General features: G+C 62.8%; 13 protein-coding genes. 4 read left to right on the plus strand and 9 right to left on the minus strand.

Features of this window, described 5'->3' with window-relative positions:
* Positions 1-37: 37 nt before the first annotated feature.
* Together EN861_RS21070 and mutY are read right to left on the minus strand one after the other, a co-directional pair.
* A complete protein-coding gene (locus EN861_RS21070) occupies positions 38-649 on the minus strand; it encodes an HAD family phosphatase (protein ID WP_135865357.1) in 612 nt (203 codons plus the stop codon).
* Entirely contained in the window at positions 642-1,781 is a 1,140-nt protein-coding gene (gene mutY / locus EN861_RS21075) for an A/G-specific adenine glycosylase (RefSeq protein WP_135865359.1), read from the minus strand. The genes EN861_RS21070 and mutY overlap by 8 nt, the downstream gene beginning before the upstream one ends.
* 53 nt (positions 1,782-1,834) lie before the next feature.
* Between mutY and EN861_RS21080 the strand changes: the two genes are divergently transcribed.
* From EN861_RS21080 to smc, 3 genes are all read left to right on the plus strand, one after another.
* Positions 1,835-2,335 (plus strand): DUF721 domain-containing protein, encoded by a 501-nt coding sequence (locus EN861_RS21080; protein ID WP_127278143.1) that lies wholly within the window; start codon positions 1,835-1,837, stop codon positions 2,333-2,335.
* Positions 2,336-2,499: 164 nt separating this feature from the next.
* A complete protein-coding gene (locus EN861_RS21085) occupies positions 2,500-3,243 on the plus strand; it encodes a DsbA family protein (RefSeq protein ID WP_127278144.1) in 744 nt (247 codons plus the stop codon).
* Between the two features lie 123 nt (positions 3,244-3,366).
* Positions 3,367-6,825: a chromosome segregation protein SMC gene (gene smc / locus EN861_RS21090; protein ID WP_135865361.1), complete on the plus strand. Its 3,459-nt coding sequence runs from the start codon at positions 3,367-3,369 to the stop codon at positions 6,823-6,825.
* 453 nt (positions 6,826-7,278) lie between these two features.
* Here the strand turns inward: smc and EN861_RS21095 are convergent, their stop codons facing one another.
* Positions 7,279-8,916, minus strand: a complete 1,638-nt coding sequence (locus tag EN861_RS21095; RefSeq protein WP_127279605.1) for an ABC transporter substrate-binding protein — start codon at positions 8,914-8,916, stop codon at positions 7,279-7,281.
* Between the two features lie 125 nt (positions 8,917-9,041).
* Here EN861_RS21095 and EN861_RS21100 point away from each other — a divergent pair, with 125 nt between their 5' ends.
* A complete protein-coding gene (locus EN861_RS21100; protein ID WP_127279606.1) occupies positions 9,042-9,941 on the plus strand; it encodes a LysR family transcriptional regulator in 900 nt (299 codons plus the stop codon).
* Positions 9,942-10,030: 89 nt separating this feature from the next.
* Here EN861_RS21100 and EN861_RS21105 read toward each other — a convergent pair whose 3' ends face one another.
* The 6 genes from EN861_RS21105 to EN861_RS35510 form a co-directional block, all read right to left on the minus strand.
* Positions 10,031-10,903 (minus strand): phytanoyl-CoA dioxygenase family protein, encoded by an 873-nt coding sequence (locus EN861_RS21105; RefSeq protein ID WP_189343688.1) that lies wholly within the window; start codon positions 10,901-10,903, stop codon positions 10,031-10,033.
* Positions 10,904-11,037: 134 nt separating this feature from the next.
* Positions 11,038-11,793 (minus strand): GGDEF domain-containing protein, encoded by a 756-nt coding sequence (locus EN861_RS21110; protein WP_127279607.1) that lies wholly within the window; start codon positions 11,791-11,793, stop codon positions 11,038-11,040.
* 145 nt (positions 11,794-11,938) lie between these two features.
* Positions 11,939-12,598 (minus strand): thermonuclease family protein, encoded by a 660-nt coding sequence (locus EN861_RS21115; protein WP_245512077.1) that lies wholly within the window; start codon positions 12,596-12,598, stop codon positions 11,939-11,941.
* A 49-nt stretch (positions 12,599-12,647) separates the two neighbouring features.
* The gene (locus EN861_RS21120) at positions 12,648-13,847 is read right to left on the minus strand and encodes a penicillin-binding protein activator (protein WP_127279954.1); all 1,200 of its coding nucleotides are present in this window, start codon (positions 13,845-13,847) and stop codon (positions 12,648-12,650) included.
* 29 nt (positions 13,848-13,876) lie between these two features.
* Complete coding sequence (locus EN861_RS21125; RefSeq protein ID WP_127279953.1) at positions 13,877-14,245, minus strand: hypothetical protein; 369 nt, start codon at positions 14,243-14,245, stop codon at positions 13,877-13,879.
* A 72-nt stretch (positions 14,246-14,317) separates the two neighbouring features.
* Positions 14,318-16,899, minus strand: a 2,582-nt coding sequence (locus EN861_RS35510) for a type I secretion C-terminal target domain-containing protein (RefSeq protein ID WP_189343689.1), incomplete at its 5' end; no start/stop codon positions are given.

Raw genomic sequence — 16,899 nt, forward strand, 5'->3', positions numbered from 1 at the left:
ATTCAAAGTCTCAACGGATCGCCGCAAGCGATAGAGATCACGCCTTTATTCCGAACCGTTCAAGATCCGCTTGAAGCGTCCTGGCATCGGTGAACAGCACCGCTTTCCAGCCGGCCGCCTTGGCGCCGTCGACATTCTTCTGGCTGTCGTCGATGAACAGCGTCGCGGACGGTTCGAGGCCGAACGCCGCCACGTGATGGTCGTAGATGTCGCGGTCGGGCTTGATCTTGCCGATATCGCCCGACACTGTCACGCCGCGCGGACGGTTGAGAAAATCGAAGCGCTGCCGGGCTTCGGCCAGCGTGTCGGAGGCGAAGTTGGTCAGCATGGTGACATCATGGCCGCTTTCGATTAGGCCGAGCATGATGGCGACGCTGTCGTCATAGGCATGCGGCACCATGTCGTTCCAGTAGCGGCGGAAGTTACGGATGTTTTCCGCGTGCCCGGGATGGTCAGCAATCAGCAGCGCCTCGGCCTCTTGCCAGGTCCGGCCGCGATCCTGCTCGAGGTTCCAGTCATGCGTGCAGACATTGTCGAAGAACCACTTTCTCTCGTCACCATCGGGAATGAGGCGGCTGAACGGAATGTTTGGATCGTAGTGGATCAGCACCTTGCCGATGTCGAAAACGATGTGGCGGATTTCAGTCATGGAGCCTCTTTGTACCTGATGGCGACGGTTTTTTCGTCGCGCCGGGAATCGCAGCCTCGATTGCCTTTTTCATGACAGTCGGCAGCGCCTCGCCGGAAATCTCACTGGCAGGCGACCAGAAGTGCCCGGCCACCGCACCACCTTTGATGTGGGCGTGAAAGACTTCGAGTGCGAGCGCGAAATGGGTGAAGACATGCGTGATTGACCCAGCGTGCCGCCAGGCGCCGGGAAAGGGCGCCGCCGCTTGCGTGGTGGCTCCGTCCACCCGCGCGGTCCAGGCTGTGGTCGGCACTTCCGTCATGCCGCCGAGCAGCCCCTTTTCCGGGCGCTTCCGCAAAAGAATGGCGCCGTCCTCACGCGTGGCCACGAAAGCCGCGCCGCGCCGCAGCGGTTTGTTGGCCTTTGGCAGCCGCACCGGGAAATTCTCGGGGTCGCCTGCAATGACGGCGCTGCAGTCCTCGCGCAGCGGGCACAGCATGCAGCGCGGCCGGCGTGGCATGCAGATCGTGGCGCCGAGATCCATCATCGCCTGGGCGAAGTCTCCCGGTCGCGTCGCCGGCACCATGCGCTCGACCTGGGCCCGTATCTCGGCCTTGGCTTCGCTGAGCGGCGTCGTGATCGAAAACAGCCTTGAGATGACGCGTTCGACATTGCCGTCGACAACGGCCGCCGGGCGGTCGAAGGCAATCGCCGTTATTGCCGCCGACGTATAGGCGCCGATGCCGGGCAATTCTCGAAGTCCGGTCTCGGTGTCGGGAAACCGGCCGCCGCGTGCCGCCACCAGATCGGCACAGGCCTTGAGGTTGCGGGCGCGGGAATAGTAGCCGAGCCCGGCCCAGGCTTTCATCACATCCTCGGTCGGCGCCGCGGCCAAGGCTTCGACATCGGGCCATTTCTCGACAAAGGCGCGGAAATAGGATTTCACCGCTTCGACGGTGGTCTGCTGCAGCATCACCTCGGACAGCCAGATACGGTAGGGGTCGGGCCGCACGCCGCGTGCATGCTCGCGCGGCGTCACGCGCCACGGCAGTTCGCGATGATGCGCGTCGTACCAGGCGACCAGCCGTGACGCCGTATCGTCGGCCTTGGCTCTGCTGGTCTGGGCCTTGCGGGTCTGGTCTGCTGGTGCCATTGATCTTGCGTAGGCTTGGCCGGTGTCTGCTGGGTCGTGGCTGGAGAACGCACATGGCAGGGAAAAGGCCCTTCGGCAATCCCGTTCCGGTGAGCGACCTCGCCACCGAGATCCTCGACCCGGTGCTGCGCAAGCGGGCAGGCATCTCGATCGGTCTCGTCCAGTCCTGGGAAGAGATTGCTGGCCCGCGCCTGGCCATTCACTCGCGGCCCGAAAAGATCCAGTGGCCGCGCCGCCTGCACGAGGACGATCCATTCGAGCCGGCCGTGCTGGTCATCGCCTGCGAAGGCATGGCCGCGCTTCACCTGCAGCACGAGACCGGCGAGATCATCAACCGGGTCAACGCCTTCCTGGGCTTTATCGCGATAGGCCGCATCAGGATCGTGCAGAAGCCGGTGACTTCTGGAAAGGCCCGGCCCAAACCTGCTCTCAGGCCACTGAGCGCGGCGGAAAAGGCGAAATTGGCCGATACAGTCGGATTGATCGAGGATGACGGACTGCGCGCCTCACTGGAAAGGCTGGGTGCGACCATTTTGGGCACAAGGAAAGCCTAGTTCTGACTGGAAACAGTCATAGGTTTGTCGTTAATCTCGCGCATTCGTGATCACCCTTGTCAGGTTTCGCGATTGGATTGGGGACAGGGATGCCTTAATTCGCGCCAACTCTCGCTTTTTCGTGTCTTTGCATTGCAAAATTCAACCCTTATCAGGTGATTCGTATGAGCCGCACCCCGTTTGGCCAAAGCTTCTCTCGCAGAAACGTCCTGACTTCGCTGGCCGCCATTCCGGCGGTGGCCCTGCTCGCGGCCTGCAGTGATTCCGGCGAACAGGCCAAGGCGGCGGATGTCAAGCCCGCGGACCCGGCAACGCCCGCGAAGCCGGCCACGCCCGCAGCGGTCCAGGTGCCGGAGGCGCAAGGCACGGTGGATATGGCCGAATTGTTGAAGCCGGGTGCGCTGCCCGACAAGCAGCTCGGCAAGGACGACGCCAAGGTCACCATCGTCGAATACGCTTCGATGACCTGCCCGCACTGTGCGCATTTCGCCGAGACCACCTTCCCGGATTTGAAAACCAAGTACATCGATACCGGCAAGGCCCGCTACATCCTGCGCGAATTCCCGTTCGATCCGAGCGCCGAGGCGGGTTTCATGTTGGCACGCTGCGCCAAGGATAACTATTTCCCGATGGTCGATGTCCTGTTCCGGCAGCAGGCGAACTGGGTCGGCGTGTCCAACACCAAGGATGCGCTGCTGCAAATCTCCAAGCTTGCCGGTTTTACACAGGAGTCCTTCGAGGCCTGCTTGACGGACCAGAAACTTCTGGACGATGTGAGATCGGTCCAGAAGCGTGGCGCCAATGAATTCAAGGTCGACTCGACGCCGACCTTCTTCATCAACGGTAAGACCTACAAAGGGGCGATGTCGATTGAGGAAATGTCGGCCATCATCGACCCTCTGCTCTGACATCGGCTCAGCGCTGAAGCGGCAGCGCTCCGGCGCTGCTTGCCTTTCTATCTGTTCGCGCGCCATGCGCCCTATCGCAAAACTTCGGTACACTTTTGCGGAACCGGTGTATGAGGCGCGTGAATGAAGTTTTCGCGCCTCCGCCTTCTTGGTTTCAAGTCCTTCGTGGAACCCGGCGAGTTCGTCATCGAACGCGGCCTGACCGGCATTGTCGGGCCGAACGGGTGCGGCAAGTCGAACCTCGTCGAGGCGCTGCGCTGGGTGATGGGCGAAAGCTCCTACAAGAACATGCGCGCGTCCGGCATGGACGACGTGATCTTTTCCGGCTCGGGCACGCGTCCCGCCCGAAACACCGCCGAAGTCACGCTTTTCCTCGACAACAGCGACCGCTCGGCGCCATCCGCCTTCAATGATGCCGACGAGCTGCAGGTGTCGCGCCGCATCGAGCGCGAGGCGGGCTCCCTCTACCGCATCAACGGCAAGGAAGCACGCGCCAAGGACGTGCAGCTTCTGTTCGCCGATCAGTCGACCGGTGCACGCTCGCCTTCGATGGTCGGGCAAGGCCGTATCGGCGAACTGATCCAGGCCAAGCCGCAGGCCCGTCGCGCCCTGCTCGAAGAGGCGGCCGGCATTTCCGGCTTGCACACCCGCCGCCACGAGGCGGAACTGAGGCTGAAGGCCGCCGAACAGAATCTCGAACGCCTGGACGACGTCGTCGGCGAACTGGAAAGCCAGATCGAAAGCCTGAAGCGCCAGGCGCGCCAGGCTTCGCGCTTCAAGAACCTGTCCGCCGACATCCGCAAGGCCGAAGCAACGCTCTTGCACCTGCGCTGGACGCTGGCCAAGACGCAGGAAGGCGAGGCGCGTTCGGCGCTGGCTACGGCCACGGCGCTCGTTGGCGACCGCGCCGCCACGCAGATGAACGCGGCCAAGGAGCAGGGCATCTCCGCCCATCGCTTGCCTGACCTGCGCGACGCGGAAGCCGCGGCTGCAGCCGCCTTCCAGCGGCTGTCGATCGCCAGGTCGCAGATCGAGGAGGAAGCCGGCCGCATCCGCACCCGTCAGGCCGAACTCGAGCGCCGGTTGCAGCAGCTCGACGGCGACATCGCCCGCGAAGAGCGGATGGTGCGCGACAACGCCGACGTTCTCGAGCGCCTGCGCGCGGAAGAGGCCGCGCTGAACTCCGAAAACGCTGGTGCCGCGGAGCGCGAGGCCACCACCCGCGCGGCATTCGAACAGGCCGCCTCGACGCTTGCGCAAAGCGAAGCCAAGCTCGCCGCGCTGACCGCCGAGCGCGCGGAGGCTGCCGCCTCGCGCCATCAGATCGAACGCACTTTGCGCGAAACCGCCGAGCGGCGCGATCGCTTCGCCCGCCAACTCGCCGATGTCGACCGCGAATTGTCGGACATCCTCGCCAAGGTGGCCGGCCTGCCGGACCCGGCCGAGAAACAGATCCTGGTCGAACAGGCGCTGGCGTTGCTGGAAGAGTCGGAGGCCGCGGCGGAGCAGGCCGAGCAGTCGGTCATCGACGCTCGTGGTGCCGAAAGTGCCGCGCGTCCGCCGCTCCAGGACGCCAGGGCGGAACTGGCGCGGATCGAGACCGAAGCGCGTACGCTGGCCAAGATCCTGAACGCGGCCAGCGGCGATCTCTTCCCTTCCGTGCTGGAGCAGATCAGCGTCGAGCGCGGCTTCGAGACGGCTCTTGGGGCGGCCCTGGGCGAAGATCTCGACGTGCCGCTCGACCGCAACGCGCCGGCGCATTGGGGCGAAAGCGAAATCCAGCCCGGCGACGCCGCGCTTCCGGAAGGGATCAGGAGCCTTGCCAGCATGGTTCGCGCGCCGGCACAGCTTGCCCGCCGGCTGGCGCAGATCGGCATCGTCGAGGCCGCTGACGGCCGCCGGTTGCAGGGGCTTCTGGCTCCCGGCCAGCGCCTGGTCAGTCGTGAGGGCGCGCTGTGGCGCTGGGACGGCCTGACCGCCAGCGCCGATGCACCGACCGCCGCGGCACAAAGGCTGGCGCAGAAGAACCGGCTTGCCGAACTCGATGCCGAAGCGGTGCAGGCGACGCTCGTCCTGCGCCAGGCCGAGGAGGCGCTGGCACAGGCCGAGCAGGCCCTCCGCCAGGCAAGCGAAGCGGAGCGGACCACGCGCCAGGCCGGACGCGAGGCCCAGCATCGGCTGGATGCCGCCCGCAATGCGCTGGCCGAGGCCGAAAAGGCCGGCGGTGAACTGTCGAGCCGCCGTGCCGCGCTGGACGAGGCGCGTGCCCGCATAGTCGACAGCCACGAGGAGACGTCGGCGGCTTTCGTCGAGGCCGAGATGTTGTTGCAGGACGCGCCGGATCTCGGCGACCTGCAATTGCTGCTCGAACAATCATCGGCCAATGTCTCTCGCGACCGCGCCGCACTGGCCGACGCGCGCGCCGTCCATGAAGGCTTGCGGCGCGAAGCCGAGGCACGCACTCGGCGTCTGGATGCCATCGGCGCCGAGCGCGGCAACTGGCTGGCGCGTGCTGAAAACGCCTCGACCCAGATCGCCTCGCTCGGCGAACGCAAGGCGGAGGCCGAGGCCGAGCGCGAACGGCTGGCCGATGCGCCCGACGAGATCGACGCCAAGCGCCGTGCATTGCTGTCGCAACTCACCGAGGCCGAGACTTTGCGCAAGGCGGCCGCCGACCGTCTGCAGGAGGCGGAGAACCGGCAGGCCGAACTGGACAAGGCCGCCACATCAGCCATCCAGTCGCTGGCCGAAGCGCGCGAAACCCGCGCCCGTGCCGAGGAACGGCTGACGGCGGCGGACGAGCGCCGGCTGGAAGTCGAGGCGCGTATCCAGGAAACGCTGAACACGCCGCCGCATCTGGTCATCCGCCACACCGGCCTGGAAGCCGACGATCCGATGCCCGAGATGCCCGAGATCGAACGCCAGTTGGATCGGCTGAAAATCGAGCGCGAACGGCTCGGCGCCGTCAATTTGCGCGCCGAGGAAGAGCAGAAGGAGCTTTCCGAGCGCCTGGAGACCATCGTGTCGGAGCGCGAGGACATCATCGAAGCGATCCGCAAGCTCAGGCAAGCAATCCAGAGCCTCAACCGTGAAGGCCGCGAGCGGCTGCTGGCCGCCTTCGATGTGGTCAACAGCCATTTCCAGCGGTTGTTCTCGCACCTGTTCGGTGGCGGCACGGCCGAATTGCAACTGATCGAATCCGAGGATCCGCTGGAGGCGGGACTGGAGATTCTTGCCCGCCCGCCCGGCAAGAAGCCGCAGACCATGACGCTGCTGTCGGGCGGCGAGCAGGCGCTGACGGCGATGTCGCTGATCTTTGCGGTGTTCCTGACCAATCCGGCGCCGATCTGCGTGCTCGACGAAGTCGACGCGCCGCTCGACGATCACAATGTCGAGCGCTTCTGCAATCTCATGGACGAGATGGCCAAGACCACCGAGACACGGTTCGTCATCATCACCCACAATCCCATCACCATGGCGCGCATGGACCGGCTGTTTGGCGTGACCATGGCCGAGCAGGGCGTCAGCCAGTTGGTCTCCGTCGACTTGCAGGCCGCGGAGGCGATGCGCGAAGCAAGCTGACGCTGACAGCGCCGCGGCCCGTAGGAACTCTATTCAGCCGTCATCCGGACCTCCTTTGTCGCGACGCCCCGTTGCGCCGAGCCCTCGCGCTGCTGCCGCTGGTGCGCGAGGCGAATTTTCCCGTTTTTAGGGAAGGTTGTTGTCCGTCAAAGCCGGTTTCGCTTCATTTCGGCAAGGATAAGCTCTCGCCATCAATTGGAGCGGCTTGACGATGACAGACCCAGACACCGGGATTCTTCGTATGCCTGACGATCCGGCGGACCTGGCGACGCGGCCACGGATACGCGCGGACATGCCGGGGCAAGGCACGTGGGGGCGCATCTGTGCGACGTGTCCGAAGCGAAACCTGAACTGCGCCTCGTCGGTCCTCGACAGTGTCGCCACGAGGCGAAGCACGCAGTGAAAAAACGGCAGGGCGGCACCGTGGAATGCACCGCCCCGTCGGATGAGCAATCAGGCGGCGAGCCAGGCCTTGGTGAAATCCTGCTCGTAGGCCTGATGCATCTGATAGCCCATCAAGGCGGGTTTCATATGGCAGAACAGCTTTCGCCAGTAAGGCTGAACGATGATGCCGGACTCCTGCAACATCACCTGCAATTCCTTCATCACCGCCCGACGCTGGTCCGGATCGGCGATGGCGTTGGCCTTGTGAACCTTGGCATCGAACGCGGCATCGGCGAAGCCCGTCTCGTTCCATGCCGAGCCGCTCTGATAGGCGAGAGCATAGGTCTGGATGCCGAGCGGGCGGGCATTCCAGTTGGTCGTGGCGAAAGGATATTTCGTCCAGTCGTTCCAGAACGCCGATTCCGGGATGACGGTACGCTTCACCTTGAAGCCGGCGTCGCGCATCTGCTGGGCAACCACGTCGGAACTTTCCTTGCGGTAGTCGGCTTCGACCGAGATCAGGTCGAACTCGAAATCGAGCTGGCCGGCTTCCGCGAGCAATGCTTTCGCCCGGGCCGGATCCCGCTTGATCGGCGGCAGTTCGGCATGTTCGGGATGCATCGGGCCGACGTGATCGTTCTGCGCCACGATGCCCATGCCGTTGGCGCCCAGTTGCAGCACCGCCTCGTTGTCGACCGCAAGCTGGATGGCATTGCGCACGCGCTTGTCGTCATAAGGCTTGGCGTTGACGTTGCAGCGCGAGACGATCGTGGCGGCGGTGACGATCTCGCTCTTCTTCAGGCCCAGCCCGTCGAGCATGACGACGTCATAGGATTGAGTCTGGCCGTTCAGATCGATCTCGCCGGATTCGAAGGCGGAGACGGTGGCGGCCGAGTCGGTGCCGTAGTCGATCCAGTCGATACCATCCAGGAACACCTCGCCGCCCCACCAGGAGCCGTCAGGCCGCCTGCGCACGGAGGCCGCGACACCGACATTGAGCTTCTTGAGTTCAAAGGGGCCCGTGGAGATCGGGTTGGCGGACAGGGCTGCTTGTTTCGGATTGAACGTGCGATGCACGATCAGCGCCGGGTAGTCAGTCAGCGCCGGAATTATGGTGATGTCGGGTTGCGACAGTTTCAGCACCACGGTGTGGTCGTCACGAACCGTGATGGCGCCGGCGCGCGCGGCCTTGGTTTCGGGATCGATAAGCGACGTCATGCGGCCGGCCATCGAATTGCCGGCGGCCCCCTTCTCGCACCAGCGCGTGACGTTGAAGGCAACGTCCTCGGCGGTGAAATCGTCGCCATTCGACCATTTCACGCCAGGGCGTACCTTGAGCACATATTCCGTGGCATCCGTATTGATTTCCCAGCCCTGCAGCAGCACCGCCTCGAAGGTGAAATCCGGCTTCCAGCGCACCAGCGGCTCGAGAAACTGCATGGCGATGTTGCCCATCTGCGAAACCTTGAAACTGCGCGGATCCTCCATCTCCATCACCTGCATGGCGACGCGGACGATTCCGCCCTTTCTGGGTTGGGCCGCGTCGTCGGCCAGGGCCGGAACCGGCTGGCCGATGAGCCCGTAGGCGACCGCCGTGCTGGCGCCGAAGGCGCTGGCCAGCGCCAGGAATTCGCGGCGGCTGAGCGCGCCGTTTTTGGCACCCCGCGCAAAGGCGTCGATCGCGGGATGAAGAGGCTTGGATGTCATATCGTTTCTCCCATTGTTGATTTTACGTCCAAATCGGGTGGAATGCCCTTGCCGCAACAGCGCTGGGCACGGTCTTTTGTTGGAAACCGCGAGCGGCCGAGCCGATGCGGCGAGGGGGAAACAGGATGAATCTTCTGACGGCCATGCGGGTCTTCGACCGGGTCTGCCTGCTGGGCAGCCTCTCGGCGGCGGCGCGCGATCTCAACATGTCGACGACGGCGGTCAGCCGGACGATCAAGGAGCTGGAAGAGGATCTTGGCGTGCGTCTCATCAACCGCACGACCCGGCGCCTCAGCGTCACCGAAGCCGGGCGCGACTATGCACCGCGGGCCCGCAGCCTGCTGGACGAGATTTCGGAACTGCAGGATTCGACGCGCGGCCTGCACAAGGAGACGCGCGGCCTGATCCGGGTTTCCTGCTCCAATGTCCTTGGCCACACGCGCATCACCAAGCTGGTGCCGAAATTCCTCGAGGAGAACCCGCTGACTACCATCGAATTCGATCTGACAGCGCGCTACGTCGTCGGCATCGTCGAGGAGGGTTATGATGTTGCCATCCGTTTCGGCGGCCAGGCCGATTCCGCTCTGATTGCGCGGCGCCTGGGCGAAGTCCGCAACTATGTCTGCGCCACGCCGGATTATTGGGACAGAAACGGCCGACCGACCCATCCGGACCAACTGGCAAGCCATTCCTGCGTCTTGAGCAATTTCGCCAAGCGGCTCGGCACGTGGCCCTTCATAGGGCCTGACGGGCCGTTTGACGCACCGATCGGCGGGCGCATCTCGACCAACAGCGTCGAGGCCGCCTATCAGATGACGATCGCCGGCTTCGGCATCGGCAACCTGCCGAGCCTCCTGGTCGATGCGGCAATCCGCGATGGACGGCTGGAGGTACGGCTCGACGAGTTTCGCCCGGATTCCAGCCCAATCTATGCCCTCTACCCACACCGGACCTATATCGCCGCCAAGGTCCGCGCCTTCGTCGATTTCCTGATCCGTGAGCTGTCGGCGGATTTTACCGCCTGAGGCGCGGCAGGGGCATCGCCAGTCGGCGCCAGCAAAGGCCCGGCGCGAACGCCAGGCCACCCTTGCCCCCAACGGCAAACTCGGCGGTGTCATTTCCACCAGGCGGTGGTGTCGTACATCGGTCCCGGCTCCTCGAAGAGCTTCTCGTATTTGCAGAGCGCCGGCGTCTTGCCGAGCGCCACCGAGGCACCATCCTTGAACGCCCACTCGCCGCGTTGGGTCGAGTCGGCCCGCACATAGCTGGACAGGGCAAAGGCCCGGTCGTGCTGCGACAGGTTGGGCGAGGAGCCATGCACGGTAAGCAGCCCCCACATGGCGAGGTCGCCAGGCTCCAGGACCAATGGAACGATCGTCGCCGGGTCGATGCCGACCTTGCGCAATTCTTCCTCGGCGGTCAGCCCCTTCATCAACTCGCCCTTGCCTTCGTCGGACAGGCCGAGATAGCCGAGCTTGTGACTGCCAGGCACGACCTGAAGGCAGCCATTGTCGAGCGTCGCTCGGTCGACGGCGAGGCCCGTCGTCACTGTCGCATCGGCGACATTGTCGAAGGCGGCCTGGTTGCGGAATCGCAGATCCTGATGGAAGCGATAACCAGTGACATTGGCCCCGGGTGGCTTCCAATGCAGCTGCTGGGCGATTTGCTTGATGTCACGCCCGATCAAGCCTTCGAGCAGTTTCAGGTAATTGGGATTGCGCCGGAATTGCTCGAAATAGGAATTGATCCAGGAAAACCAGTAGGCCTGCAGCACGTAGCGTTGGCCGAAATCCGACTCGGGCAGGATCTGGAAGTTGAGATTGCCGTCCCGGAAAGTAGCGTGATGCTTGAGCCCTTCGGCGTAGACGGCATCCGTTTCCTTCTTCAGCCGGACCATCTCGTCGCCGTCGACGAATTGTCGAACGACCGCGTATCCCTCCTCGCGGTACTGCTCCACCGCCTCGCGTGCCTGCTTGTCCGTCAGCATGTCCTTGGCTATCCCTGTCTGATGATCTCCAAGGATCGTAGCGAAGGGATCGCGGGCGATAAGCCACGGATTTTGGCATCGACTTTCCCGATAATCGCAAAAGTCGCGGCAAACTGAACCGGTCTTGGAGGACGTCAGGCTGAAGCGCGTTGAATACGCGACAACTCAAAACCGCCTTTGCCCGACAAGCTCTGTTCCGCCGGCCGGAACATATCCTCGAAGTCGAGGTCCTCCTCGAAAACCACGCCTCCGACGGTCACGGCCAGGATCTCCACGGCGCCCTGAGGGGAAAAATAGACCCGCGAGACACTGGCGCGGATACGCTCGCCAACCATCCTGGCTTCGGCCTCGCTCGTTCCGGGAAGGAACACGCCGAACATCGACGCGCCTATGCGGCCGATGACGTCTTGCGAGCGCACGCAAGACCGGATGGTTGAGGCTATGAGACGCAAGGCTTCGTCGCCCCAGCTCAGGCCGAAGCGCAAGTTGATGGCGTTCAGATGCTCAGGATGAATGACCAGGAAGGCGCCCGATCGCTCGCCTGGAACGGACGGCCTGATTGCCCGTCTCTCGATCAGCGACGTGAAGACCCTGCCGTTCAGGCAACCGGTCAGCGTATCGAAGGTAGCGGCTTTGTTGAGTTCCCGCCGGTAGCGACGGATCTCTGCCAGGTTCCGGCCTATGAACACAAAAAGCGGCAGGCAGATCACCAAAGGCAAAAGCGTTGCGGTGATCATGCCGCGCCCGAAAGGCGTCAGCGTCTCGCTGAACAACAGCAGATAGTTCAGGCTCAGGGAGACGCAAAGGCTGCCGATGGTTCCAAGGAAAGCCAACCAGCCGACGCTCCTCCATTCGTGATGGGCCGGGACATCAGCTGCTGCGTTGGACATGATCGATCTCCGTTGGATCGCCAAGCATAAGACCGGCAAGTTAGGATTTCGGTTTCAAAGAACAATACAATTTGAGGCGTCGGGATAGATCGCTCAGCTTTCTGGAGGCGATGCCGGCCTTTGCGGCGACTCCGGTTGCTGCCGCCTATGGGGAGCCGAAGATTCCCATCTCCGCCGTCCTGGCTGTTGCTTCGGCCTTGCCATAGATACCGCCCGGCAAGGCCAACGCCCAGCCATTCGACACGAGCCAGGCTCCGACATCCTGTTTGCCCAGCCTGCATGTCGCCGCGACAGGGAAGCGGTCGACCGACGGAGGCACGAAACAATTCAGCGCCCGCCCGCGCATCCAGTTGTTGAAAGCCGCACGCGCCCGCTGTCCACAAGGCCAGGCACTCTCGTGAAACAGGCAGATCCTGTCGGCTTCGACGCTCTGGGTTCCGCTGATGAACAGTTTCCGCCCCATGGAGTCGAAACCAGCCGAGGACGTGGCCACCGGATGATACAGCGGTGTTTCCCGCCAATCCCTGGGCATCGATGGCTTGGGTTGTGACGCGAGGCCGAGGTCGCCAAGGGGCAAGCGAGGTTCCACCCGCTCCACTTCTGACCCCACGACCTGCGGCGGTGCGATGAGATCTTCGGCAATCTTGCGGGCTGAATTGACGATCGATCGAACCGGGTGCTGCGCGACGTCGTCGCTGACGTCCGGGGCCGGGTCGGTGACGGTCCGCTCGACAGGGAACAGGGTCGCTGCCTTGACCAGCAGCAGGATGCCGACGAGAAGCTCGAGGCTTGCGACCGCGATCATCACGCGAAGGCGCCCCGCTTGTCCCGCCGGACCGCCCGCGCCCAATTCGCTAGAAGCTGGACGTCGATTTGGCAACCAGTTTGAGCGCACCTTTTTCAATCCGGTAAAACGGCATCGAGCGTTCGCTGGATCCATCCGCGCGGAACCTGAACAAGCCGGTCGATCCGCGAAATCCGTTCGGGTTCTCGAAAACCTGCCTGTTGAAGCCGGTCGGTCCGGCAGCGCTCGCGATGCCCGCGGTCAGGGCGACCATGTCATAGGCATAGGCGACATTGACGTCGGCCTGGTAGTTGAAGGTTGTCTTGAAACGATCCGAAATGGGGCCTGTTTCGTGTTGGTCGAGGGTCGCGATATAGGCACCTTCGAATAGTGGACTGGCCGGGTACTCCAGCCAGCGGTTCGTGCCAACCACCGAGGTCGATTTTCCGGGAATGCCTTTTGCCTTCAGGGCGATCAGGATTGGCGACGGATTGCTGTCGCCGCTGGCGACGACCACGGCATCGGGGGCGTCCACCAGCGAGCCCATGTCCGTCACCGCCTTTGTCGCGCTGTCGGCGCTCGTATAGGGTATGGTGATCGCAAGTGCGGCTCCGTACACGCTGAGGCTGTTGGCAACCCGCTTTTCGACGATATCGGCACTCGCGCCCGCCGGCACCAGCAGGACGAACTTCTTGCCGCCCTTGGCCGCAATCGCGCCGGCGCCTGCAGCGGCGCTGTCTGCCTCGCTGAGACATACCGCATAGACGCCCGGGCCACCGGCAAAATTGTCCGCAAGAGCCAGAACCACCGGCCGGTTTGCGCCCGACAGTTTCGCGACATGCTGGGCCGCCGGCAGTTCGGTCGGACCGATGACCACTTTCGCTCCCGAAGTTATGGCCTTTACCGCCAGTTGCTGCGAGTAGGTCGCGTCTCCCTTCGTGTCCTCGACGGTAAGCGTCAGCAGCGGGTTGCCGAGATCCGTCATCGCGAGCTTGGCGGCGTCGAGCATCTTTCTGCCGTTTTCGCCTGCGGATCCGGAGGCGGAGAGGGGCAGCAGCATGGCGACTTTTGTGGGGCCGGTGCCGAGAGACTGCGTTGCCATGCTTGCGTTGGCGACAGCAACAGCAGCCGGCTGATTGGGGGCCTGGATGGCAGCGGGGTCGAGCGCGTCTGACACCGCGCCTTTCGATTGGCAGCCGAGCAACGACATTGCCAGCGCGCAAGCGACCACGCACGTTCGCAAGCTGTGGACCTGCCGGTCAGATACCATTTTCTGCCGGCGCGCTCTCGCTGTTGCGGTCAGTTCATGTACTCGACCATACGGTCGTGAAAACACTCGCACTTGTTGAGCGTGTCTTCGTCCTTGTAGTTCGTCTTCAGGTAGCCGTAAGCCATGCCGCAGGCGACCTTGGCTTCCGATGCCCAGACGAAGACCGGCCGCGACGAGTTGATCCATTCCGGGCTCTTGGCGACGGCGATCGACTCATCCATCAGCTTCACGACCTGTTTCGTGAGGTCGACCGTGTTTTCGGTCAGCACGAGATTGGAGGTTCCAACGGTGCGGCAATAGTCGGCCGTCGGACCTTCGATGATGTCGGCGGCAAAGCCGGTGGATCCAGCCAAGAGCAGCGCCGCGGCCGTGCCCAGCGATCTTGAACGAATTTTCATGTAAGCCCCTCTCCAAATTGCCATTTCATGTTCCGCTAATGCATAGCATGGGAGCACAAGCGCGCAGAAGTGTTAAATCGTGACATGCTGCTGCGTATGTGTTGCGTCGTCATAGAGGATGTTGATCGTACCGGCTGCGGGTGCGTTCTGCAGTACGGCCACATCCACGAAGTTTGCCGCGTTGCCCGAGCCGCTGGTATCGACGCTTACTGTGCTGGTCGCGCTGTTGTAATGCACATAGTCGGCGATGTTGCCAGCCGGCGCCTTGTCGAAAAGCGCCGTTAGGTCGATCTTATCCCCTTCGTCGCCATGGTAGTCGACGATCAGATCCTTGATGTTGAGATTGTCGATCTTGAACGTGTCGGCTCCCGAAGTGCCGTCCATGGCCACCGACGGCTGCGTCGAGGCAACCAGCGATGTATCGAGTTCCACCTCGACATAGTTGCCGCTCGTGCCGTCGGCCATCTGGAAAGTGCCGTTGCCGGTCACGGTCTGCCCGTCGATTTCGCCGACAGCCGCGTTCGCTGCCGTGCTGATGGAGACGATACCGTTGTCGGCGAGGTGCGACAATTCCCCGGTGTCGCTGATGCCGTTGGCATTGGCGTCCTGCCAGATCACCAGGCTGCTGAACGCCGCGTCGTTGTGGTCGATGACGCCGTCATGGTTGCTGTCGAGCGAAGCCAGCGCTGCCGCGCCGCTGTCGAAATGGCCGCCGTTGAAGTTCGGCGTGAACAGCTCCGTGCCATCGTCGATCTTGCCGTCATGGTTGAGGTCGACCGCCAGCATGCCGTCATGGGATGTGTTCCAGGCGAGCTGTTCCTTGGTGCCATCGCCGTTCATGTCGAACTGGACACCGTGGCTGACGTCGGAGAAGGCGAACCCATTGTGGTTCAGGTCGAGAATGATGGGGTCGACCGAGCCTCCGATGAGGTTGTTCAGGTTCGATATGGTGACGCCCTGGAGATCGACCAGTGCTCCCACGCCGGCATTCGTGGTTGTCTGGGTATAGACGTAGGTGTGGTTTACCCCTGAGATCGTTGCCGTGAAGGCGAGCGTCGCCCCGGCGTCGCCGATGTCTGTGGCGTTAAGATACTGGACAACCGCCGCCAGGCTTGCGGCGGACGTGACCGCCAATGGCGCGGTAAAGGTGTCGGTTCCAAAGAAACTGGCGATGCCGTTCGTGACCGAATGGGACTGAACCGTGTCACCGCCGATCGTCAACGTGGAGTCCCCGCCATTGACGTTGCCCGCGGTGGCGGCCACCAGACTGCCGGGCAGTGTCAACTTGTCGGTGCCGGCGACGAAGTCGGTGATGATGTCATATCCGGTGATCGTGCCTGCATTGCCTGATCCGCCGATGACGGGTGTCGATTCACCCGACCCGATCACGAACGTGTCGGCGCCGGCTCCTCCTGTCATTGTGTCGGTATGCGTGCTTGCGGCGATCACATCGTTGCCGGCCGTACCGGTAAGCGTGAAATTGCCGCCAGTCCCAGCTGTTTCAACGTTGATGCTGAGGGTGGAGCTTGACGAGAGGTCGCCGTCACCATCACGGGCGACGATGTGGAAATCTAGACTTTGATCGGGAGGCAGAATGGTATGCGAAACGCTGACATCCGTCCCGATACGCAAACTTCCTGTTCCTACAGTGTCTATATTTTCGATCTTGAGGACGCTGAATTGAATCGTCGGATCGATGGTTAGAGGACCTGTTGAGGATACAGTGATGTCGTGGGTTTCTGTATCCCCGTTTACTGGATTTGTTGCGGTCCATCGTATTGTTACAGGGCCCTGCTGAATCTGCTGGATGTTTATGGTAACGGATTCAAGAAGGTCTGGATTGGAGCTCGCGGCATCGTTGCCAGCGACTCCGGGCTTGTGGAACTCCATCTCGAACCATTCGCCGTAGTCGGTCCATTGATTGCTGACGCCGAAACCCTGGTTGCTGGCGTTGACTCCGTTGCCGTTGCTTTGAAATTCGACCCGACCCAATTCATTGACCGGAGTATTTGGATCATCGGCCAGTTCGCGGAAACCGGGGCCTCCAGCACCAAGTTGAGCGAACGAAATCTGTTCTGTGGTCGCCGCGCCGGGTGTGATCAGCTCAAAGGTATAGGTCGCATCGGCCTTGACGGTCAGCGCGAAGATATCCGTGCCGTTTGAGTCCTCGGCGAGAAGCCGTGTCGTTCCATTACCAAGATCGGTTTCGGTGTAATGGATTCCATCGATGACCGGCCCGGTGATGTCGAACGCATTGTTAGTGGAGTGGCCATCGGCCCCGAAGCTGACGTTGAACGTACCATTTACGGTGCCGATTTCGTTGGGGATCGTGGCGGAAGTGAAGGAGCCTAGCGTCGGCACGTCGTCAGTAACATTGACCTGAACCGTCGCGCTCGCCTGGTCTCCGTCCGAATCGGTAGCGACCACATTGATGCCGGTCAGGTTGATGACATTCTCTCCACCCGCGTCGGGATGCGGGAAATTGTCGAGCAGCGTCACATTGACTGTCGCCGAGCCGTTGGTGCCAGCCAGGATTGGCAGCGACGATGCGACCAGGTCGATATGGATGGCGTCGATGCCGTTGATCGAGCCGGTGATCTGGGTCGGCCCGGCCAGCGTCCAGACGATGTCGGCGCCGGCAACTCCGTTGACGT

The organism is Mesorhizobium sp. M8A.F.Ca.ET.218.01.1.1 (assembly GCF_004791165.1).
Taxonomy (GTDB): domain Bacteria; phylum Pseudomonadota; class Alphaproteobacteria; order Rhizobiales; family Rhizobiaceae; genus Mesorhizobium.

What these genes read in the sequence shown, in the direction of transcription:
- EN861_RS21070 (WP_135865357.1), bottom strand. Translation starts at nt 649, where the DNA reads ATGACTGAAATCCGCCACATCGTTTTCGACATCGGCAAGGTGCTGATC.
- mutY (WP_135865359.1), bottom strand. Translation starts at nt 1,781, where the DNA reads ATGGCACCAGCAGACCAGACCCGCAAGGCCCAGACCAGCAGAGCCAAG.
- EN861_RS21080 (WP_127278143.1), top strand. Translation starts at nt 1,835, where the DNA reads ATGGCAGGGAAAAGGCCCTTCGGCAATCCCGTTCCGGTGAGCGACCTC.
- EN861_RS21085 (WP_127278144.1), top strand. Translation starts at nt 2,500, where the DNA reads ATGAGCCGCACCCCGTTTGGCCAAAGCTTCTCTCGCAGAAACGTCCTG.
- smc (WP_135865361.1), top strand. Translation starts at nt 3,367, where the DNA reads ATGAAGTTTTCGCGCCTCCGCCTTCTTGGTTTCAAGTCCTTCGTGGAA.
- EN861_RS21095 (WP_127279605.1), bottom strand. Translation starts at nt 8,916, where the DNA reads ATGACATCCAAGCCTCTTCATCCCGCGATCGACGCCTTTGCGCGGGGT.
- EN861_RS21100 (WP_127279606.1), top strand. Translation starts at nt 9,042, where the DNA reads ATGAATCTTCTGACGGCCATGCGGGTCTTCGACCGGGTCTGCCTGCTG.
- EN861_RS21105 (WP_189343688.1), bottom strand. Translation starts at nt 10,903, where the DNA reads ATGCTGACGGACAAGCAGGCACGCGAGGCGGTGGAGCAGTACCGCGAG.
- EN861_RS21110 (WP_127279607.1), bottom strand. Translation starts at nt 11,793, where the DNA reads ATGTCCAACGCAGCAGCTGATGTCCCGGCCCATCACGAATGGAGGAGC.
- EN861_RS21115 (WP_245512077.1), bottom strand. Translation starts at nt 12,598, where the DNA reads ATGATCGCGGTCGCAAGCCTCGAGCTTCTCGTCGGCATCCTGCTGCTG.
- EN861_RS21120 (WP_127279954.1), bottom strand. Translation starts at nt 13,847, where the DNA reads ATGGTATCTGACCGGCAGGTCCACAGCTTGCGAACGTGCGTGGTCGCT.
- EN861_RS21125 (WP_127279953.1), bottom strand. Translation starts at nt 14,245, where the DNA reads ATGAAAATTCGTTCAAGATCGCTGGGCACGGCCGCGGCGCTGCTCTTG.